Source organism: Cellvibrio sp. ATLC23 (assembly GCF_057196725.1).
Genome location: NZ_JBXUOS010000005.1, coordinates 284,361 through 303,968, shown reverse-complemented (window position 1 = coordinate 303,968; position 19,608 = coordinate 284,361). Strand labels below are relative to the sequence as shown.

General features: G+C 48.0%; 14 protein-coding genes. 4 read left to right on the top strand and 10 right to left on the bottom strand.

The features are described from left to right. Positions 1-13: 13 nt before the first annotated feature. Complete coding sequence (locus tag AC2CG4_RS10855) at positions 14-664, bottom strand: class I SAM-dependent methyltransferase (protein WP_484486275.1); 651 nt, start codon at positions 662-664, stop codon at positions 14-16. Between the two features lie 226 nt (positions 665-890). On the opposite strand from AC2CG4_RS10855, the gene AC2CG4_RS10850 reads away from it, so the two are divergent. After that, the gene (locus AC2CG4_RS10850) at positions 891-1,811 is read left to right on the top strand and encodes a polysaccharide deacetylase family protein (protein WP_484486274.1); all 921 of its coding nucleotides are present in this window, start codon (positions 891-893) and stop codon (positions 1,809-1,811) included. Positions 1,812-1,869: 58 nt separating this feature from the next. After that, positions 1,870-2,745 (top strand): alpha/beta hydrolase, encoded by an 876-nt coding sequence (locus AC2CG4_RS10845; RefSeq protein ID WP_484486273.1) that lies wholly within the window; start codon positions 1,870-1,872, stop codon positions 2,743-2,745. Between the two features lie 51 nt (positions 2,746-2,796). Here AC2CG4_RS10845 and AC2CG4_RS10840 read toward each other — a convergent pair whose 3' ends face one another. From AC2CG4_RS10840 to AC2CG4_RS10830, 3 genes are read right to left on the bottom strand one after another with little or no spacing between them, the layout of a single operon-like run. Continuing rightward, positions 2,797-4,236: an alpha/beta fold hydrolase gene (locus tag AC2CG4_RS10840; protein ID WP_484486272.1), complete on the bottom strand. Its 1,440-nt coding sequence runs from the start codon at positions 4,234-4,236 to the stop codon at positions 2,797-2,799. Beyond that, entirely contained in the window at positions 4,236-4,964 is a 729-nt protein-coding gene (locus tag AC2CG4_RS10835; RefSeq protein WP_484486271.1) for a TrmH family RNA methyltransferase, read from the bottom strand. The genes AC2CG4_RS10840 and AC2CG4_RS10835 overlap by 1 nt, the downstream gene beginning before the upstream one ends. A gap of 1 nt (position 4,965) precedes the next feature. Next, complete coding sequence (locus AC2CG4_RS10830; RefSeq protein ID WP_484486270.1) at positions 4,966-6,588, bottom strand: NAD(P)/FAD-dependent oxidoreductase; 1,623 nt, start codon at positions 6,586-6,588, stop codon at positions 4,966-4,968. Between AC2CG4_RS10830 and AC2CG4_RS10825 the strand changes: the two genes are divergently transcribed. Together AC2CG4_RS10825 and AC2CG4_RS10820 are read left to right on the top strand one after the other, a co-directional pair. After that, the gene (locus tag AC2CG4_RS10825; protein ID WP_193747538.1) at positions 6,578-6,736 is read left to right on the top strand and encodes a hypothetical protein; all 159 of its coding nucleotides are present in this window, start codon (positions 6,578-6,580) and stop codon (positions 6,734-6,736) included. The two genes, AC2CG4_RS10830 and AC2CG4_RS10825, sit on opposite strands and share 11 nt — an antisense overlap. Positions 6,737-6,811: 75 nt before the next feature. Then, positions 6,812-9,313 (top strand): esterase-like activity of phytase family protein, encoded by a 2,502-nt coding sequence (locus AC2CG4_RS10820; RefSeq protein ID WP_484486269.1) that lies wholly within the window; start codon positions 6,812-6,814, stop codon positions 9,311-9,313. A 97-nt stretch (positions 9,314-9,410) separates the two neighbouring features. Here AC2CG4_RS10820 and AC2CG4_RS10815 read toward each other — a convergent pair whose 3' ends face one another. The 6 genes from AC2CG4_RS10815 to AC2CG4_RS10790 form a co-directional block, all read right to left on the bottom strand. Further along, positions 9,411-10,982: an amidohydrolase family protein gene (locus tag AC2CG4_RS10815; protein ID WP_484486268.1), complete on the bottom strand. Its 1,572-nt coding sequence runs from the start codon at positions 10,980-10,982 to the stop codon at positions 9,411-9,413. Between the two features lie 13 nt (positions 10,983-10,995). Continuing rightward, positions 10,996-12,270, bottom strand: coding sequence for an aminotransferase class III-fold pyridoxal phosphate-dependent enzyme (locus tag AC2CG4_RS10810; protein WP_484486267.1), 1,275 nt, complete (start codon positions 12,268-12,270; stop codon positions 10,996-10,998). Positions 12,271-12,354: 84 nt separating this feature from the next. Then, positions 12,355-13,146 (bottom strand): 2,3-dihydro-2,3-dihydroxybenzoate dehydrogenase, encoded by a 792-nt coding sequence (locus AC2CG4_RS10805; RefSeq protein WP_484486266.1) that lies wholly within the window; start codon positions 13,144-13,146, stop codon positions 12,355-12,357. A 30-nt stretch (positions 13,147-13,176) separates the two neighbouring features. Further along, positions 13,177-14,001, bottom strand: a complete 825-nt coding sequence (locus tag AC2CG4_RS10800) for a siderophore-interacting protein (protein ID WP_484486265.1) — start codon at positions 13,999-14,001, stop codon at positions 13,177-13,179. Then, a complete protein-coding gene (locus tag AC2CG4_RS10795; protein ID WP_484486264.1) occupies positions 13,998-18,659 on the bottom strand; it encodes an amino acid adenylation domain-containing protein in 4,662 nt (1,553 codons plus the stop codon). Before AC2CG4_RS10795 ends, AC2CG4_RS10800 begins: the two co-directional genes overlap by 4 nt. After that, positions 18,659-19,591: an isochorismatase gene (locus AC2CG4_RS10790; protein WP_484486263.1), complete on the bottom strand. Its 933-nt coding sequence runs from the start codon at positions 19,589-19,591 to the stop codon at positions 18,659-18,661. The genes AC2CG4_RS10795 and AC2CG4_RS10790 overlap by 1 nt, the downstream gene beginning before the upstream one ends. Positions 19,592-19,608 lie beyond the last annotated feature (17 nt).

Here is a 19,608-nt window from a genome sequence, read left to right as displayed (position 1 = left end):
TTCTTTGCTTATGTTAGCGGCTGTAAGTGAGAATCTGGCCGGTAAATATTTTGCTGGTTTTTATGGCAATATCAGGTTTTTGTTGGCTGTGGCTATAACCTAGGGCAATCATTTTTTTACTGAATTTGGCGTGATGGCCACGGCCTGGATCGACCAAAATAATATCGCACTGCGGTGCGGCATGTTGGTTGATAAATTCCGATAGCAATCCCACATGTTCGCTTTCATACAATAAATCACTGCCGATAATAATATCGAACAAACCCAATCCACTGAGTGGGTCATTCCAGCCGGTGCGCATAAACGGGATGATTTTGTCTCGATTAAGTGTGGCGTTTTCAATTAAAAAACCTTCCACTTCCGGGTGATAATCTGTCGCAGTAATATTCGCTTGGCGATGGTTCAATACCAAACTCGCTAAGGCTATGCCGCAACCTACTTCTAAAATACGTTTTTCGCCCACCGCATAATCCACCATCAATTGTGCAAGCACCTCTCCTGATGGCCATACAATACCAAACAGCGGCCACGAAGCAGACGAAATACCTAAAGCCTCTGCTTCGCCTTTATCGTCAGAAAATTCTTGATTGTCGCGCAGACTGCGCACGTGAATATCAGTAGTGCCAAACTCAATGGTTTGGTAGCGAACACGTAGCGTTGCCATATAAGCCTTTGGGTGAGAGGGTGATACGAAGCTCGTATACGTCAAGACTGCGCTGCTGCGTGTGTGCGGCTATTGTACGCTGTATGGATTAATAAACTGTATAATTTCACGTATTTGAACTATCGGATATTGGCGCGGTCTGTAAAAGCTATGCCTGTATAAGGCGACTGTTTGCTTTAACAACAAACGCATAGCTCTGGATAAAACTGATAAAAATGGAACTGCCATGAAAAATCTCTTGCACTATCTGATGCCAATATTGTTTATGCTGGTTACCCCCCTTATTAGTGCGCGTGAAATCTCCTTTACTTTTGATGATGCCCCGACGCCCGATTCTGCGTTAATGACAGGGCAGGAGCGCACCAAACGGCTGATTGATGCACTGGTTTTTGCAAAGGTACCAGACGCATTATTTTTTGTGAAAGCGGATTACATTAATGCCAATACGAAAAAACGATTGGAACAATATGCCGCAGCCGGATTTCATTTGGCCAATCATAGCTTTAGCCACCAATCGGCAAGCGAGTTAGGTGTATTGGATTATCCGGCTGATGTTTACAAAGCCCACTTACTATTAAAGCCACTCCCACACTTTTTACCCTATCACCGTTTCCCCTATCTGCATTATGGCAAAGATGTGGCGGCAATCACTTCGTTGCAGCAATCAATCAACGAACTCGGCTACAAAGATGGCTATGTCACTATTGATAATTTTGACTGGTATATAAGTGCGCTGTTTAGCAAAGCAGCTGAAGAGAAAAAGGCAATTGATTATGATAAGGCGCGACAATTTTATGTGGATACGCTGTATGAATCCATCGAGTTTTATGACGCAATCGCTAAAAAAACTCTCGGTCGTTCACCTCGGCATGTAATGCTTTTACACGAAAATGATGCGGCAGCATTGTTTGTCGGTGATCTTATTGCGCATTTGCGCGCTAAAGGTTGGAAGATTATTGCTCCTCAAAAAGCCTATGAGGATCCTATCGCCCGTAACTTTCCCAATACTGTATTTCATAAGCAGGGTCGAGTTGCTGCTATCGCCAATAGCAAAGGTGTTCCTGAGTCTGAATTGCGTCATCCATCAGAAAATGAACAGTATCTCGATCAGGCCTTTGCGAAAGCGGGCGTGCTTGTTGATCTATAGTCAATAAATCGAAATAACCAATCAATAATTGCTAATCACCGATCATTAAGGAAATTAAATGTCATTCAAGAAGGTGTTTTTGTTGTCCTGCATTTTAGGGGCAAATAGTTTTGCAACTCGTGTCTATGCTGGCGAAATACCGCCTTTTGGTTATCCTGCCTATGAAACAAAAAGTATTCATGCGAATAGCAACAATAAAGAATATGAGCTTTATATTCAGCTGCCCAAGTCTTACGCGGACACTAAAGCGGCTTACCCACTTATTATCGTTAATGACACTAGTTGGGGCTTTCCGATTACCAATGGTGCTATGGCGCTAATGGGTGGGAATGTAGTGAAAGAGGCTATTGTTGTAGGTGTTTCTTATTCAAAGGGTGATGATCGCACGATCAGTCGTACGCGGGATTATACTCCAACCTATTCCCCTGATGAGTCTAATGGTCATTCATCAGCAGCACGTAAAGCCTCTGGTCACGCGAAAGAGTACACTGCTTTTCTTGCTGACCAGGTTATTCCGTTATTGAAAAATTCTTATCGTATCGATGCTCATAATAAAATTTTCGTCGGACATTCATTCAGTGGCTTGTTGGGTTGCTATATTTTGGTCAATAGGCCAGAGATATTTGATCACTATATTATTGGCAGTCCTTCATTGTGGTACGACAACAAAGTGATTTTTGAGATGGAAAAGCATTACGCCAAAAATCATAAATCACTAAAAACTCATGCAATGATTTATGCTGATCAAAATGATAGTAGCTTGAATAACAAACAAATGGCTGATGATGTATTGGCTTTTGAAAAAATCTTGCGCTCGCGTAATTATTCCGGACTGGATTTGCGGGTTGAGATTATAAAAGGAGAAAACCACCACAGCGTGTTTCCCGGTTTGTTATCTCGTGGTTTGATGGCGGCGATTCCTCTTAAGAAATAGATCGATTATAAGTCAGATAACTGACGCCGTGTTCTATAGCGGCGCCAGATCTTAGTAAACCGTGTTTTCCAATTGCAGATCGCTATGTAAATAGCGGCTATTACTGGCGCGGCTAACGGAGAGCACCAAACGTGATCTGGTGCTTATCTTGAATGGCGTTGCTTTGATTAGATTGATACCTGCAAAATCAACGCGTGCCTGATTGAGTTTTACCAAGCCGTTAATTGTACCTCCCGTCATCATTACCACCGATTTGTTAATCGTCAGCGATATTTGCTCCGCCATAAAATGTGAGTGTTGCACTTCAATAACCGAGTCGTTGACGATTAAATCATCGGCCACAACGCCATCCAAAAGCACACCGGTACATTCTGTTAGTGTGATGCGGGCGTAGTGTCCGCGTAGTGTGTCGCCAGTTGAATGATCGCAAGTGTAGTTTTGTTTTGTGCTTGTATTTTGGGTGTCGGGTTTCAGGATGGAATTAGGTAGTGTGTTTAAGTTCGCCAGTAACCAGCGCGACACTTCTTGCGGATGGCTTGCCATGGGTACATGACCCGCGTTTTCAATAATAGTTAAGTTGCTGCTGGTTAGGTTAGCGGCAAGTAGTTGCCCGGTGCGGGGCGGCGCGACTAAATCTTTACTGCCCCATAAAATAAACACCGGTTTGGTTTGTTCAAATATGGCAGAGGAAAAATTTTCCTCCGCCAAACTTAGTGCTGCGTTGATATTGGGATAGCCTTGTAGCGTTGTGCCCCATGCCAGTTCGCTTTTGCCCAGTACGGAAGTTGGGTCTGGCAGCCGGAGCATTTTTTCAATCAAGTTATTGCTAAAATCCTGCAGGCCAATTGCATAGGTTAGTAATGCATTGGGTACAGCATCAGAATTGACGGGAATGCGATCAGTAGCGCTGTGTTTTACAAAAGCGGTGCGCTGTAAAATTCCTGCGGCATCGATAAGCGCAATTTGATTAATGTCATCAGGGTAGCGCTGCGCATAACGCAGTGTGACGGCGCCACCCATTGAGTGGCCGATAACAGTAATGGGCTTGTGGCTGAAATAGGGTTTAACAAAGTGCAATAAGTCGGCGTAATGGGTGGGCGATAATTTTGCTTTGGGGCTGGGTGAATTGGCAAAGCCGGGCAGGTCGATCATGATTACGCGATAATGTTTTTCCAGCTCGGGCACTATAGGTAACCAATCGCGCAGGCCGTTTTGCCCCAAACCGTGAACTAATAACAGTACCGGTGCGGATATTTTTCCTGTGTCAGCTAAAAAAATACGTGCGCCAAACTCGGGTTCATTTAACCAATAGCTACGCCAGTGAGTCGGTAATTTATGCTCAGCGGCATTGGTGGCAATTAATTCAGCTTTGGTTTCTGTTGGGTTGGACGCAAAAGCGGTATCAATAATAGTGCCGACTTTATCTAACCAGTTTGCCTGTGCCGTTTGCGCGCACAGCAGGGTTAATAAGATGAGAGCATGAAATTTCATTAGCGCATCAACTCATACACACACATATTCACCGCCGATGCCAAATTCAGCGATTCAATTGCGCCGCAACCGGAAATAGTAAAAGGTTGTGCGTTCATGGTTTGCAAATTTTCACGTGGTACGCCGCGCGCTTCGTTGCCAAATACATAACAGTCCTGTTGCTTGAAGCTGCGGTCGCTCAGTGTTTTGCCATTCATATCCAAGGTGGCGATAGATTTAAAGCGCGATGCGATCGATTCGAGCGGAACATCCAACTCAATCGGCACGTGAAAAATAGCGCCCATACTGGAGCGGACAACTTTAGGGTTGAAGGGGTCGACTGAGCCGGGGCTGAGCAGGCAGCGGAAATTGCCAAACCAGGCGAGGCTGCGCAGGATGGTGCCTAAATTGCCTGGGTCTTGTACTTCATGCAAATAAATAGCGCGCTCGTTTTGGCTGCTAGCCTTTGTGGACGATAAGAGTGGCGCTACCGCAATAATTCCCTGCGGAGTTTTGGTGTCTGACAGCTGCGCCATATTTTTTTCGCTGATCAGATTTTTTTTAAACCGGCTGGCAAAGTTCTGATAATTTTCAGTGACAAACAGTTCGCAACCTTGCAGCGCCGCATTTTGTTCGGCAGCTTTTTCCAATTCCAGAATCAGGTGCTCGCCTTCCACCAAAAAATAACCGAATTCACTGCGGTATTTTTTTTGGTGAAGTTTTTTTAGCTCGTCGATTTTTAATTGCATTTTAGTGGCCTTGTAAATCAGCGAGCATGGCTTTGGCGACGGCTTCTGCGACTTTAATGCCATCGACACCGGCAGAGAGAATTCCTCCTGCATAACCAGCGCCTTCACCGGCAGGATAAAGCCCGCGAGTATTTAAACTCTGTAAGGATTCATGTTCGCGAGTAATGCGCACCGGTGATGAAGTGCGTGTTTCAATCCCGGTGAGGATGGCATCTTTACGATCAAAGCCGCGAATTTGTTTGCCGAATTCCGGCAGTGCTTCGCGAATCGCTTCGATCACGTAATCCGGCAGGGAAGATGCTAAATCGCCCAGTAATACGCCGGGTTTATAAGAGGGTTCTACTTCGCCGAATTGAGTGGAGGCTTTGCCGCGAATAAAATCACCTACCAGCTGGCCGGGTGCGCAGTAATCTTTTCCGCCCAATTCAAACGCATGGGATTCCAATTTTTCTTGCAGTTCAACACCGGCAAGTGGGCCGCCGGGGAAATCTTGTTCCGGGTTAATACCCACCACAATGCCTGCATTGGCATTGCGCTCATTGCGTGAATATTGGCTCATGCCATTGGTGACCACACGATTGGGTTCCGATGTGGCCGCAACAACAGTTCCGCCGGGGCACATACAAAAACTGTAAACCGCGCGACCATTTTTTGCGTGATAAACGACTTTGTAATCCGCCGCGCCGAGTTCCGGGTGGCCTGCGTATTTGCCCAGACGAGCGTTGTCGATCAGCGATTGCGGATGTTCGATGCGAAAGCCCACTGCAAACGGTTTTGCTTCAACATGCACACCGCGCTCATGCAATTTGCGAAAGGTATCGCGCGAGCTGTGGCCGAGCGCGAGCACCACATAGCGGCTGCGTAGAGTTTCACCATCGGCAAGTGTGACACCTTCGATGCGGCCATGCTCGATAATAAAATCAGTGACTTTACTTTCAAAGCGCACTTCACCGCCGAGGCTTTTAATTTCTTCACGCATCGCGGCCACTACACCGGTTAAACGGAAGGTGCCTATGTGCGGTTTGCTCACGTACATAATTTCTTCTGGTGCACCAGCGCGCACAAATTCGTGCATTACTTTACGGCCATAAAATTTGGGATCTTTAATTTGGCTGTAGAGTTTTCCATCGGAAAATAAACCTGCACCACCTTCACCAAATTGGACGTTGGATTCCGGTGTTAATACTTTGTTGCGCCAGAGTGCCCAGGTGTCTTTGGTGCGGCGGCGAACATCTTTTCCTCGCTCCAACACAATCGGCTTAAAACCCATTTGCGCGAGTGTGAGTGCAGCAAATAAACCGCAAGGGCCGAAACCAATAACTAACGGGCGCTCGTTTAAATTTGCCGGTGCTTCCGCAACGGGATAGTAATTAGTATCGGGCGCGGGGCGAATATTTTTATCATCGGCAAACCGGGTGAGAATTTTTGCTTCGTTTTTCACCTGCAAATCGATGATGTAAACAAACATGATTTCGCTGTTTTTTTTGCGCGCATCGTAACTGCGTTTAAATACGGTGAAATCGAGCAAATCGGTATCGCTGATTTTTAACCGTTTAACGATGGCAACACGAAGGGCTTCAGCTGGGTGATCCAACGGTAGTTGGAGTTCGGTAATGCGAATCATAAGAGGTTCCTGGCCGGTGACTCCGGCAAAGGTGGTGGATCGTTGCGTGGCGGGCATTTTACGCTGGTTTGTGGGCGCAGGCCATGAATTCAGAGGCGTTCATGGTGAAATTCCCTGGCTTTTTGTCATTAAAGCTTCATCTAACTGACACGCCTGGGTCATAAAACATTCCCATGCTTGCGGACTCATTGTCTTCTTAATCAACCTTTTTAAGGAACAGCCCATGAATTTTCCGCAAAAATTACTCTCCTTACTGGTAGTTGCATCGCTGCCTATTTTAATGACCGGTTGTGGTGGCGATGATGGTAAAAATGGCACCAATGGAACCAACGGTGCAAATGGCAGCAAGGGGGCAGATGGCGCTAATGGTTTAAAAAGCCTGATTAACCAAACAGTTTTAGCCGCAGGTGACATGCAGTGTTTTAACGGCGGCCTGAAAATTGAATCTGGCTTGGATTCAAATAGCGACAATATTTTGCAAGCTGCTGAAGTCACGCAAACCACTTATCAGTGCGATAAAAACACGCTTAATACGGCGATGAATTTTAATCGCATCGCTACTTTCCAAACCTGTATGCAAATTAACGCTACCTGTAATACCGATGAAGAAACGGTGGCGGAGATTGTTGCTGCCAGTACCGATGGCATGACATTGGTGTATACCGATAGCCCTAAAAAACAAATTGGTTTCGTTGATATTGCTAACCCGAAAATGCCTAAAGCGATTGGTGTTTTAGCAATGGGCGGTGAGCCAACATCGGTAGCTGTAAAAGGTGCTAACGCATTGGTTGCGGTAAATACCTCTGCTAATTATGTGAATGTATCGGGCAAATTAGCGGTGGTTAATATCGCTACTAAAGCACTGGTGCACAGTATTGATCTTGGCGGCCAACCAGATTCTATTGCGGTAAGTCCGGATGGAAAATATGCGCTGGTAGCGATTGAAAATGAACGCGATGAAGATCTTGGTGACGGCGCACCGCCACAGTTACCAGCCGGTAAATTGGTCATTGTCGATATGAGCGCGGCAACGCCGAGCGCGTGGACTACCCGCAATGTGGATGTCACTGGCATCGCCACACTCTATTCTGCTGACCCAGAGCCGGAATATGTGGACATTAATTCCGACAACATCGCCGTGGTTACGCTGCAAGAAAATAATCACATCGTATTAGTGAATATGGTTACTGGCGCAATCGTTCGCCATTTCAGTGCGGGCAGTGTGGATTTGGTGAATGTCGATCTTACCGATAATCGTCCAGCAGTGATTAAACCTGACGAAGTGCAAAGCGCGCGCTTGCGTGAACCAGACGGTGTGAGTTGGATTAATAATGATTATTTTGCCACCGCAAATGAAGGGGATTTGAATGGCGGCACCCGCGGCTTTACCGTGTTTAATAAAATGGGTGAGGTGGTGTGGGATTCAGGCACCGAGTTAGATGATTGGGCAATTCGTTTGGGGCACTATCAAGATCGCCGCTCCGATGCCAAAGGCAATGAACCCGAAAATATCGAAATGGGCGTGTTTGGCAATAATCGTTATTTATTTGTCAATTCCGAACGCTCGAGTTTGGTCTTTGTATATGATCTTGCCGACCCTAAAATGCCTGTTTTAAAACAAATATTGCCAGCCAGTGCCGCACCTGAAGGAGGCTTGGCAATTCCTTCGCGCAACTTGTTGGTGGTTGCATCCGAAAGCGATTTGCGCAACCTGGCCATTCGCGCCGGTTTAAATATTTATTCTTACAACTTGCAAGCGCCGCAATATCCAAAAGTGCAATCCGCTAATCGTGTTAACGGCAGCCCAATTCCTTGGGGTGCGTTATCGGCTTTGTCGGCAGATCCGTACAGTCCGACCACGCTGTATTCCGTTGAAGATAGTTTTTATGGCCAGAACCGTATCTTCACGTTAGATGTCAGTACAACACCCGCGGTGATTGTGAGCGAAACTAAAATTATGGATAGCAATAATGTATTTGCCAATTCCGGTGTGGATGCGCATTTGGCCAGTTTCTCCAGCGCTGAATTAGCGGCGATGATTAATGCCGACAAATCCGTAAATATCGACCCCGAAGGTTTGGCGAAAGCTGCCGATGGCGGTTTCTGGGTTGCGTCTGAAGGCTCAGGTGCAGCGGCTGATGCAAAATCCAGCAACTTGATTTTTAAAGTCAGTGTGTTTGGCGTAATTGAACAAGTGATTGGTCTACCGCCTGCCGTGAATGAGTTGCAAACCAACAACGGCTTTGAAGGGATTGCAGAGTACAACAACAGTTTGTACGTTGCCTTCCAGCGCGCGTGGAAAGGTGAAGCCAATCCGCGCATTGGCATTTATGATCTCGCCAGCAAAACCTGGAAGTTTGCCTACTATCCGTTGGATGCTTACAGTTCGCAATACGCCGGTGGTTGGGTAGGCCTGTCGGAGATTACTGCCATTGGCAACGGCGAGTTTATGGTGCTTGAACGCGACAATCGCGGCGGCCCGGATGCAGCCATTAAACGCTTGTACAAAATAAATCTGCAAGCAGTGACTGAAGGTCAAACACTCACTAAAACCCTGATTAAAGATATCAAACCCATATTAGCTGCAACGACCGGAACTCTGCTCGAAAAAGTAGAAGGCACCGCGCTGATAGCAAATGGCGATGTGTACATAGTGACCGATAACGACGGCGTAAATGATCACAGCGGCGAAACCCAATTAATCAACTTGGGTAAATTGTTTTAATTATTGGTTTTTATGCGTGACTTAGGGAGCTTCGGCTCCCTTTTTCATATTGATTGGATGATTAAAAGTTTGTTGCAAATCAGCTGTTAATGAACCGCTAACTGCCCGGGCGAATACGTTGGCGCGCCGAGGCTACGGCCTTGCGATAATCGTTTAATAATTCGCGCTCATTAAACTCTGTGCTGCGCCCTTGTTGCAGTAGAATTTTTCCAGCAACTATAACTGTGTCCACATCGGCGCTGCTACCGGTCACTAAAAATGTGCGCAGTGGGTGATTGCCAAGTTGATAACGCCAGTCATCAATATTGATCAATACTAAATCAGCTTGTTTGCCCGATTCGATAGAGCCAATTTTATCGCGCCAGCCCAAGGCTTTGGCTCCGTGTATGGTGCCGGTGCGCAGCGCTAAAGTGGGTGGGCAGGTGGTGTTATCGTTAGTGGCTTCATTGTGATGTAAATGTGCCGCGCGCAGCGCTTCGGGCATGCCGCCAATAAAACTAATGTCGCCATCTGTGCTGGATGAAACTGGTACGCCATCTTGTAAAAAACGTGCGATCTGTTTGGTTTCACTATTGGTTGCTTCACCGAGCATGCCGTAGTGCGCGGGCGAGTGACAAATATTCACGCCGGTTGCAATTAACCGCTGATATTCCGTTTCACTGGCGTAAGCCGTGTGTACGGCTAGCAAGCGATCTGTTAATAACCCCAAGTGATCGAAACGTTCGATGGGGCTGCGGCCAAAGACGCGCATCACCGCTTCGCGTTCATTGCGCAGCGGAGCTAGATGAGTGGCATAGGGCGATTGAAATTGATGGGCGATATCGCGCAGCGCAATTAATTGTTCATCGGAACTGCCGAATGCACCCATGACGGATGGCATGCCGCCAATTAAACCCGATGCGTGATCATTCCAGGTTTCCATTAGCGCGAGCCAATCATTGGTTTGTTCTTGTGTGTCGGCAATTTTTTTAAATTCGGGTGAATTGGCGGGAATCATAATATCGGCGCCCCAGCGGCTCACGCGAATGCGCATGCCTAAATCCAACGCGGCTTGCGCCAGTGCATCGGCGGTATTGGCGGAGCCCAGATCGCCCAGTGCGGTAGTACCTGCACGCAATTGCGTCCACATGCTCCAGCGAGCAATCGCGACGGCTTCACCCGGTGTTAAACGTTTTCCCACTCCGGCAATAAAACCAAACATGCTGCCTAGTGCTTCAATATTGCCACCGCGCGAATAGGGTGTTGGTTCCAAATTGGAATCATCGGGTTGCTCAACGTTGGGAGCGACAAAACTTTCATGCCAGTGCGGATTTACAAAACCCGGCACTACTAATTTTCCCTCGGCATTGATCCAGCGGTCATAAATCGGCGGTTCAGTTTGCTGGTCGCCTAGCGCTAGAATTTTTCCATCGCCCACTAACACCCAGCCATTGGGGATGACGCGGTTGTTTGCATCGGCGGTATATATAAAACCGCCTTTAATTAAATAGCGCTCGTTTGAATGGCGGCGCTGTTGCGGTTTGGTTAAATCGTCAATGCTAATGTTGGTGTGGGTTGCTTGGTCGGTGTGCGCGGTTGCTAGCGCCGAACTCGGTGGTTTTGTCAGTGTTTGATCCAAAAAACTTGCCAGCGGGTTGATACCTTGATGAAAAAAACAGGAGCATGTCATGTCACTACTCCTGTTATGCCGGGGTTGCTAATGATGTAAATACGCCATCCGTTTGCATGGCGAGCAATGACTCTTTTACCGCATTGATGGTGAAATCAATTTGTGCTTCGGTGTGAACCGCGCAAATAAAATTGACCTCGCGACGCAACAACACACCGCGCCTGGCCATTTGTGCGAGAAATTTTTCGGCAATTTTGGCGTGCTCCTGCGGATTGTTGGCAAACAAAAACATGGGGATTGGATCATAGCCTACCACTTGTAAAGGCGTGCCCAGATTGGCGGAGATTTGGTTTGCGCCATTTTTTAAACGCAGCCCCAGTGCGGCAATTTTTTCAATGTAATCGCTACGTTGGTATTCTTTTAATACTGCATCGCACACTTCCAGCGACAGCATTTCACCGCCAAAGGTGGTGGATACCTGCAGCTTTTCCATTTCCGCCATGTATTTCGCCGGACCTGCCACAGCCGATAACGGCATGCCTGCAGCAATGCCTTTAGAGAGCGAAACCAGATCGGCCGCTACGCCAAAAAATTCCTGTGCTCCGCCCAATGCCAAACGAAAGCCGGTTACCACTTCATCCATTACCAGCAACACATTATTGGCTGTGCAAGCGGCGCGAATTTTTTCCATAAATTCCGCAGTTAGAGTGCGGTTGTAAGGTACTGATAAAACCACTGCTGCCAATACAGTGTTGTGCGATGCAATTAAATCCAGAATGGGTTGTTCATCTGCCGGCGTAAATAACGGCATACGATGGGTAAGTTGTTGAATGGATTTGGGCACACCGGGTGTATCAAATTGATATTGGTCGTGCCAGCCGTTGTAACCCACGGTGACGATCTGCTCTTTACCGGTAATAAAACGCGCGAGACGCACGGCCGCGGAGTTGGCATCTGCACCGGTTTTAAAAAAGCGGACCATTTCCGCGCCGGGAATCATTTGTGTCAGGGTTTCTGCGGTGCGCACTTCTACTGGCGTTGGCAGTGAGTGAATTAATCCTTTGGTCAAATTTTCCGTAATTGCTTTCACCACCACCGGGTGATTGTGCCCTAAGGTGTTGGCCGCCAGGCCGCAAATAAAATCGATATATTGGTTGCCGTCGATATCGGTAACCAATGCACCTTCACCCTGTTCGATATAAACCGGGAAGTGGCCAGGGGCAAATTGCTCGGGTTTTTTCATCATTGACTGGGTAAAACCGGCCACCAGTTGTTGGCTTTTGGCGGAGAGTGCCAAGGATTTTTCGAGATTTAATCTTGTGTTAATAATAGGGAGTTCTTTTGCCATGATAAGCCTCGTTAAAAATTATCGATAAAAATAGAGTTTGTTAATCAGCAGCTACTATCAATTACTTCCTGTTAAACGCGCGTGCTACAAACCAAGGGTCGCACCACCATCCACCAAGATATTTTCCAAGGTGATATGAGCTGCTTGATCGGAGAGTAAAAATAAAATGCTGTGCGCTATGGTTTGGGGTGTGGCGATTTTTTGCAGGGGAATGCCCAGGCGATAATTTTCCAGCGAGCCTTTAATCACCTGTGCTGCGCCGGTTTCGTCGCGCCATAATTGGCGTTGCATTTGCGTATCGGTGGAGCCGGGTGAAACCAGATTGCAGCGAATATTGTGCTGTGCTAATTCCAGGCCTAAACATTTAATCATTTGCGATAAGGCCGCCTTGGAGGCCGCGTAAGCTCCCATATTGGCGCGCGGTGTACTGGCCGCATTGGAGCTCACCGCGACTATGGCACCGCGCTGGCGCATCTGCATATTCCTTGCAACGGCGCGACACAAATTAAATGCGCCGGTGGTGTTTACGGCAAAACACTGTTGCCATTGTTGGTCGCTGGTTTCCAACAGAGAATTCATTTGCAAAACACCGGCAATACTGGCTAGGTAATCAATCTCGCCGAGTTGCTGTTCTATTTGTGCAACCAATTCGTTAACCGCATTGACATTGGTAACATCCAAATGCACGGGAAAATAATTCTCTGCTATTTTTTCGGGTGAATCATTTGCCGATACTAGATTGCCGGTAAATTGAATATCGGCAGCTACCACTCGCGCGCCCAGCGGTAATATCGCGTCCACCACCGCCTTGCCAATGCCTTGCGCTGCACCAGTGACCAGTACAATTTTGTTATTAAATTCTGCAAAATAATTCACGAAGTTTTCCTTGGGTGCGCCTTAATGGGGTTAATAGACTTCATCCATAATTCGGTGGCGCTCCTGATGATAGGTTTCTTCATCTTGCCCGCGGCGCCAGTAGGGAATGGCGTAAAGATTTTTTTTGGTTAAGCCATAGCTCGCGCGCAAGTAATCGCGAATGGAAACTACCGCAAGATTTTCTCCGGCAATAAATGCTGAGATTGAGCTAACACCAAGCGGTGGTGCGACCTGTTTAATTGCCTCTACTAATCGCTCGCGCTGTGGTTCGCGCACTAACCATTGAATATGCATATTGGCCGGATGAGTTAATTTCAATTCATTAGCCGTAAGATCCGTTTCAATAAAAACACAGCCTCGTGCATTGGCTGGCAGTGTTTCCAGGAGTGCGGCGATGGCGGGCAGGGCAGTCATATCGCCCGCCAATAAATGCCAATCCGCAGTGGCCAATAGCGGATCGGGTCCGCCGGGGCCAGCGATGCCCAGGTAATCACCCACTTGCGCATTAGCGGCCCAGTGTGCGGCAGGACCAGATTCCTCTCCTTCACCATGCAGCACAAATTCGACATCCAACTCGTTGCTGTCCGGGCGATAGGCGCGCACGGAATAGGTGCGGGTAATGGGGCGCTCTGCGGCTGGCGGCCACTGAATTCCCTGTGCAGTTAATTGCGGCAGCTGCGGTTGTTGTTGATGCGCGCGCGGTAAAAAAATTTTGATGTGGGCGCCCTGACTCTGCAGGGGAAAACCACGCAGGTTTTCGCCTCCCAAGGTAATGCGCTGTAAATGCGGTGCAATAGGTTGGCTGCGTACAACTTGTAACAGCCGTGGCGGGGTGCGTGCAGGTTTTTCACTCATAGCACTTGCTCCTTTGTGGTTGGTCTCGCCTGTGTGTTAAGCGCAGGAGATTGTTCAAATATTGCTAAGGGTTTTGTCGCGGCAAACCAGCCGCGCGCTGCAGCATAGGTAAAGTAACGATTAAACAAGGCTTGATTGATAACCGGTAGCTGCAGATTTAATTCGGCGGCGGCCTGATCAAATTTTTGGTGATGGATATAAGGTGTGAGTGGCAGGCCTTGCTGATCCCCTGTGTCTTGGGTAGCCAGGTTTTGCAAAAAAAATTCGGCGATAGGCTGGTGTTGCGCATGACCGAAGTTTTTTATTTCTGCGCACCAGTGGGCGAGCGGAATAACTGCAAATGCTTGTCCGGCTTGTGCCAACCATTGATAGACTTGGCGAATTGCCACATTGTTAGCCGGAGCCAAATTCAGTACGCCAGTGTTGGGGTGTTGCAAACTGTGCTGCACAATAAATTGTGCGAGTGTGTCTACCGGTGTCCAGGGTTCTTCAAACCCCAACTCCGGCAAGATGCCAAGCGGTAAACCTGCTTGCAAAATACTCCACACCAAATCTTTTTGACTGACATAGGCTGAATCCTGCGCGCCAGTCACTCGCGCTAGGCGATACACATTAATCGCATAACCTTTTTCGCGCGCTATAGCGGCCATTTGTTCGGCCACCCATTTGCTTTGCTGATAGCCATCGCGCAACAAAGAATGTTGTGGGACAAAATCTTCTGGCAGTTGTGGGCGGGTGCTGGTGGGATCTTGATTCGCCAGAGCGACAGTGGAAATTAAATGAAACGAGATTTGTTTAATGCTGGCGAGTTGGATTAACTCACGGGTACACAGGGCATTGGCTGCGCGCAGGGATTGGTAGTCGCGCATAACACTGGTGTTGGCTGCGTTATGAATAATGACATCTACCGCATTGCCCAGCCGTAAAAAATCCGCTTCTGTTAAACCTAAACGTGGCTGTTCCAAATCAGCTATTTGAAGATGAATGTTGTCAGCGAGTTCGTCACCCTGTTCATTGAGCACCTGTTGGTGTAATAGTTGGATTTTGCACGCTTCTAGCAAACGGCGGCGGGCACTGGTTTGGTCTGCTGCGCGCACCAAACAAATAATTTTGTTGCCGGTTTTCACCAGTTGCGCCAGCAACTGCGCGCCTACAAAACCCGTTGCACCGGTCAAGAGTATGCAGGGGCTGGTGATGGCAAGTTTGCGCAAAGGTGGATTGGTGGCGTGTTGATTTGCAGCGGGTAAATTGCGGGAAAAATCAGCGCAATCTTGCGCCATAAGTTGATGGCTTTGGTTTGATTGTGCAATAGCATCGTAAGTGTTTGTCGACTCATTTAATAAAACATCGAGCGCCTGAATACTGGGATGTTGAAACAACCAAGCCACTGGGATATCGCGCTGCAGTTTTGCACTCAAACGATTCGCCACCTGGATGCATTGCAGGGATTGTCCACCCAAGGCAAAAAAGTCGTCATCCAACTGAATATTGTGTTGCCCCAGTACCTCCTGCCAAATAGTGCGAATAATATTTTGCTGGGCAGTACATGCCTGCGCAGTGGGTGCTTCAGTTTGATTTGACCCGGCATTCAGTAGCGCGACGGATTGTTCTTGCAGCGCTGTGCGATTGATTTTGCCGGATGCATTTTTAGCTAGCTGTTGATGGTAGATAACAGCGCTGGGCAACATGGGGGCAGGTAACAGGTGTTTTAGTTGGCTGCGCAATTGTTTGATCTTGTCTGCATGATTATTACTTGCCGTGCAATCACCTTCTGAACCATCACTCACCACATGCGCGACCAGCATTTTTTCTTGGTGCCCTTTGGCAATTGCCACTACAGCAGCCTCGCGCACGCCATTTAATTTTATTAACGCGGCTTCAATTTCCAGCGGATCAATACGGTAACCGCTGATTTTTATTTGATCGTCCAAGCGGCCAATAAATTCAACCTGATTGTACGCATTAATTTTTACCCGGTCACCGGTGCGGTAGGCACGCAATGTTTTTTCTTGCCATGGCAACGCCAGTTGAATAAAAGCGGAAACGTTTTTTTCGGGCAAATGCAAATAGCCATCGGCTAAACCGCCAGTGAATTCATTGTCCGTTGTGCTTCCAGGCAGACCAGTTAATAGCAGTTCGCCCTCTTCACCTTTAGGCAGTAGCTGTAAGTTTTCATCTACCACTGCGAGTGCGCGGCCACTCAAGGGTGAGCCAATTGTAATGGGCAAGTTTTGGTTAAGCTGTTCTGCGCTGCATAGGTTTACACAGGTGGCGATCACCGTTGCTTCGCTGGGGCCATAGGTATTAAACAATGCAACACTTTCCCCAAAACAGGCGCGCCACTGGGCTACACGTTCGGGCATAACCGCTTCACCGCCAATAATAATGGCGCGCAGCTGCTCGGGTAGGGCGAGGGCTAAATGTTTGCAGGCAAATGCCAACTCATGCCAAAACGCAGTGGGTAAATCCAGCAGTGTTATTTGCCATTGCGCACATTGCTGTAAAAAAATCGGCATGGATTCCAGCATCGCGCTGTTGCGCAATACCAAGCGCGCGCCTTGGCTGAGGGTGACAAATATTTCTTCAATGCAGGCATCAAAATGCAAGGGCGCAAATTGCAGAACCCGATCTTGCCGCTGAATCTGATAAGAATCCTGATTGCTGGCGACAAATTCAGCCAAAGCCTGATGACCTATGACAACACCCTTGGGCGTTCCGGTTGAACCCGAGGTGTAAATTAAATAAGCCGGTGCATGTGCCTGCGCGCATTTTTTTTGCGTCGCTCTTTGCCAGAGAGGATGAAACTGTTCGCTTGCCAGCGGCTGTTGGGTTTTGCGCAAATAAGGCAGGCTGACCAGTTTGCTATCGGTATGGGTGAGCAGTTCACTGAAATCCGGCGTTATTTTTTCAACGATTACCAGCGCCGGTTGCGCATTGGCAATGATCAGCGCGTTGCGTGTTTGGGGCGCTTCCGGATCGAGAAATACAAAAGTGCAATCCAACAGCGAACACGCAAGAGCTGCGCTAATAGCCTCGGTACTGCGCGGCAATATCAAGGCAATCACACAATGGGGCACAACACCCATATCGGCAATGCTAATTGCCAGGCTGGCGCTGTGCGCGGCGAGTTGCTGATAAGTTAATGTTTCGTCGTCTTGCTGCAGTGCAATTGCCGCTGGCTGCGCACATATCTGCTGATAAATAGTGTGCAATACCGAATGGGTGGGGGCGGCGAGACATTTCCCTTCAAGCCAGGACAGTTGTTGTATATCTACGCTGAGTGGCGCATCTGGATGTTGCAGAATCTGGTGTAATAGCCTGTGAAATTCTTGCTGGATCTGATTCAACTTTGTTTTAGTGTAGCGATTGGGATTTGCATCCAGATCAAAGCGCAGACAACTTTCTGGTGCGGACTTGTTTGCAGTTAATTTGTTTTCCAATACAAACGCAAACGAAATATCTTCCACCGGCCCGGCGGATAGATTGTGTGCATGCGCTTGTAATCCGCTAAAACCCAAGGGGCGATCAAAGGGCATGATATTAACTACTGGGCCAAATAATTTTTGTGTGCTGCCAATGCCTAAATCGTGTTTAAGTTGTTCGTAGCGATAGCGCTGGTGTGGGCGCGATTTTTTGAGTTGCTGGCTAATGGCCTGTGCCAGCGCTGTAGTTGTGGTTATTCCCTGCAGGTTAATCGGCAGGGGAATAATGTTCATTACCATGGCGGGAATACGCAAACTGGCAGAGCCCATGCGGTTCATCACTGGAATGCCCAGCGTTATGGTTGCAGCTGCTGTTTGGCGATAAAGCAATTGTGCAACGCAGGCCAAGAGAAAATCTGACCAGGTTAGGCCTAAGGGCGCAGCCAGTCGTTGCAGCTGGGCTAATTGTTCGGCGCTGATATAACTACTATTGCGTAAATGTGTATTAGCCGGTGCTGCGCTAGCGCGAGAAAAACTGGCAGTGCCAAATGATGAGCGCATCTCATCGGCTTTGATATTTTTTCGGTTAAGGGCATCGCGCCAATAAGCCTGATCTTTTGCAAGCGCGGGCGATTGCAGATAGGCACTATTTTCTACTGCGATTAATTCAAAACATTTTAGTTGTTGTTCAATCTTAATTGCAGATTGACTCGTTTTGTTGGCGAGCAATTCCGAATAGCGTTCCGCTAGCTGTTGCGTGAGTAACGCAAAGGCAAAACCATCGCAGGCGATATGGTGAATACGCTGGTACCACAGGTGATGATTTTCTCCGAGCTTTAACAACGCCTGTTTAAATAACGGCCCCTGTTGTAGATCTACTGGCACTGCTAAATCCTGCTGCATCCAGGCCTGCGCTGCATCCATGGCCGATTCATCGCGCCCATCTACTCCCTGTTGACTGAAATCCAGTTGTTCCAGCTGTGCGATATTGTCTACGTGGCTGAATTGATTAAACGTCTGTTGTGGTCCGTTTTCGGTTTGTTTAAATCTCAGTTGCAAACTGATGCTGTTAGCTACCACTTCATTCAACGCTTGTTGAAAACAGCATATGTTTAACACGCCGCGCAATTCAATCGCTTCAGCGGTGTTGTAGCGCGGGCTGGCAATATCCATTTGCTGCCCGAGCCAAATACCCAGTTGTGCATCGGTAACTGGCCGCTGCCATTCGCGCGTCATTATGCAGTTTCCTTCAGTGCTGTTTGCGCTCCAGCATTAACCGCTGTGTTGCTTTTTTCTTGTGTCAATTGCCACCACTCATTGAGGGTGGTTTTTTCGGCGAGGTCGATAAACTGTATCTGTGCGCCCATGCTGCGCCATTGCTCCAACAGCGACATAAGGCGAATGGAATCCAGCCCCAGATAACTCAGGTTTTCATCGGGATCTATTTCATCCGGCGTCAGCATTAATATCTGTGCAATATCGGTTTGCATGCGTTCGCGGGTTAAGCCTGCTGCGCTCGGTGTGAGCTGGGGCAGAATATTTTCCAGCGAGGTGATATAGCCACAGCGTTGCGCAATATAATTCAGTGCCATCTGGTGATCGGCTAGTGAAAAATCGGCGACTGCATCGGCCACTAGCGTTGGTTTTATATCTTCCATAAAGGCCTCCAGCGCAGTGGATAAAATGCCGATATGTGCGTACACACCACAAATAATTAATTGATCGCGTTTTTCTTCGCGCATAAATTCACGCAGCGGTGTGCGTTTAAATGCGCTGTAGCGCCACTTGGTGTATTGAATGTCATTCGCTGCGGGTGTCAGCTCGGGTGTGATGCTGGTGAGTGCGGGGTTTGCCGTTAAACCAGTGCCCCAAAAATCGGTGAGCAATGCGCGGTCTTGCGCTGTTTGACTGCCGGGTTGTGCGGTATACACCACCGGAATTCCCGCTGCTTTACAGGCCGCTATTAATTGCTGGATATTACCCAGCAGGCTGCGCATTGGCTCTGCATCGCGCTGATAAAAATCGACAAAATAATTTTGCATGTCGTGTACCAGTAAAACTGCCTGTGTGGGATCAATCGGCCAGCTGACATTGTTGAGCGTGATTTTATTTACAGGTAATTGCGCAGCTTGTTGCAGTGAATAGGGGGCTATTTTGGGAATGGCCATGGTTTGCTCCGGGTATT

Excerpts from the sequence above, each read along its gene's own strand:
- AC2CG4_RS10825 (WP_193747538.1), top strand. The coding sequence starts at position 6,578 with ATGCGAATCATAAGAGGTTCCTGGCCGGTGACTCCGGCAAAGGTGGTG.
- AC2CG4_RS10795 (WP_484486264.1), bottom strand. The coding sequence starts at position 18,659 with ATGACGCGCGAATGGCAGCGGCCAGTTACCGATGCACAACTGGGTATT.
- AC2CG4_RS10830 (WP_484486270.1), bottom strand. The coding sequence starts at position 6,588 with ATGATTCGCATTACCGAACTCCAACTACCGTTGGATCACCCAGCTGAA.
- AC2CG4_RS10835 (WP_484486271.1), bottom strand. The coding sequence starts at position 4,964 with ATGCAATTAAAAATCGACGAGCTAAAAAAACTTCACCAAAAAAAATAC.
- AC2CG4_RS10820 (WP_484486269.1), top strand. The coding sequence starts at position 6,812 with ATGAATTTTCCGCAAAAATTACTCTCCTTACTGGTAGTTGCATCGCTG.
- AC2CG4_RS10850 (WP_484486274.1), top strand. The coding sequence starts at position 891 with ATGAAAAATCTCTTGCACTATCTGATGCCAATATTGTTTATGCTGGTT.
- AC2CG4_RS10855 (WP_484486275.1), bottom strand. The coding sequence starts at position 664 with ATGGCAACGCTACGTGTTCGCTACCAAACCATTGAGTTTGGCACTACT.
- AC2CG4_RS10810 (WP_484486267.1), bottom strand. The coding sequence starts at position 12,270 with ATGGCAAAAGAACTCCCTATTATTAACACAAGATTAAATCTCGAAAAA.
- AC2CG4_RS10800 (WP_484486265.1), bottom strand. The coding sequence starts at position 14,001 with ATGAGTGAAAAACCTGCACGCACCCCGCCACGGCTGTTACAAGTTGTA.
- AC2CG4_RS10815 (WP_484486268.1), bottom strand. The coding sequence starts at position 10,982 with ATGACATGCTCCTGTTTTTTTCATCAAGGTATCAACCCGCTGGCAAGT.
- AC2CG4_RS10840 (WP_484486272.1), bottom strand. The coding sequence starts at position 4,236 with ATGAAATTTCATGCTCTCATCTTATTAACCCTGCTGTGCGCGCAAACG.
- AC2CG4_RS10790 (WP_484486263.1), bottom strand. The coding sequence starts at position 19,591 with ATGGCCATTCCCAAAATAGCCCCCTATTCACTGCAACAAGCTGCGCAA.
- AC2CG4_RS10845 (WP_484486273.1), top strand. The coding sequence starts at position 1,870 with ATGTCATTCAAGAAGGTGTTTTTGTTGTCCTGCATTTTAGGGGCAAAT.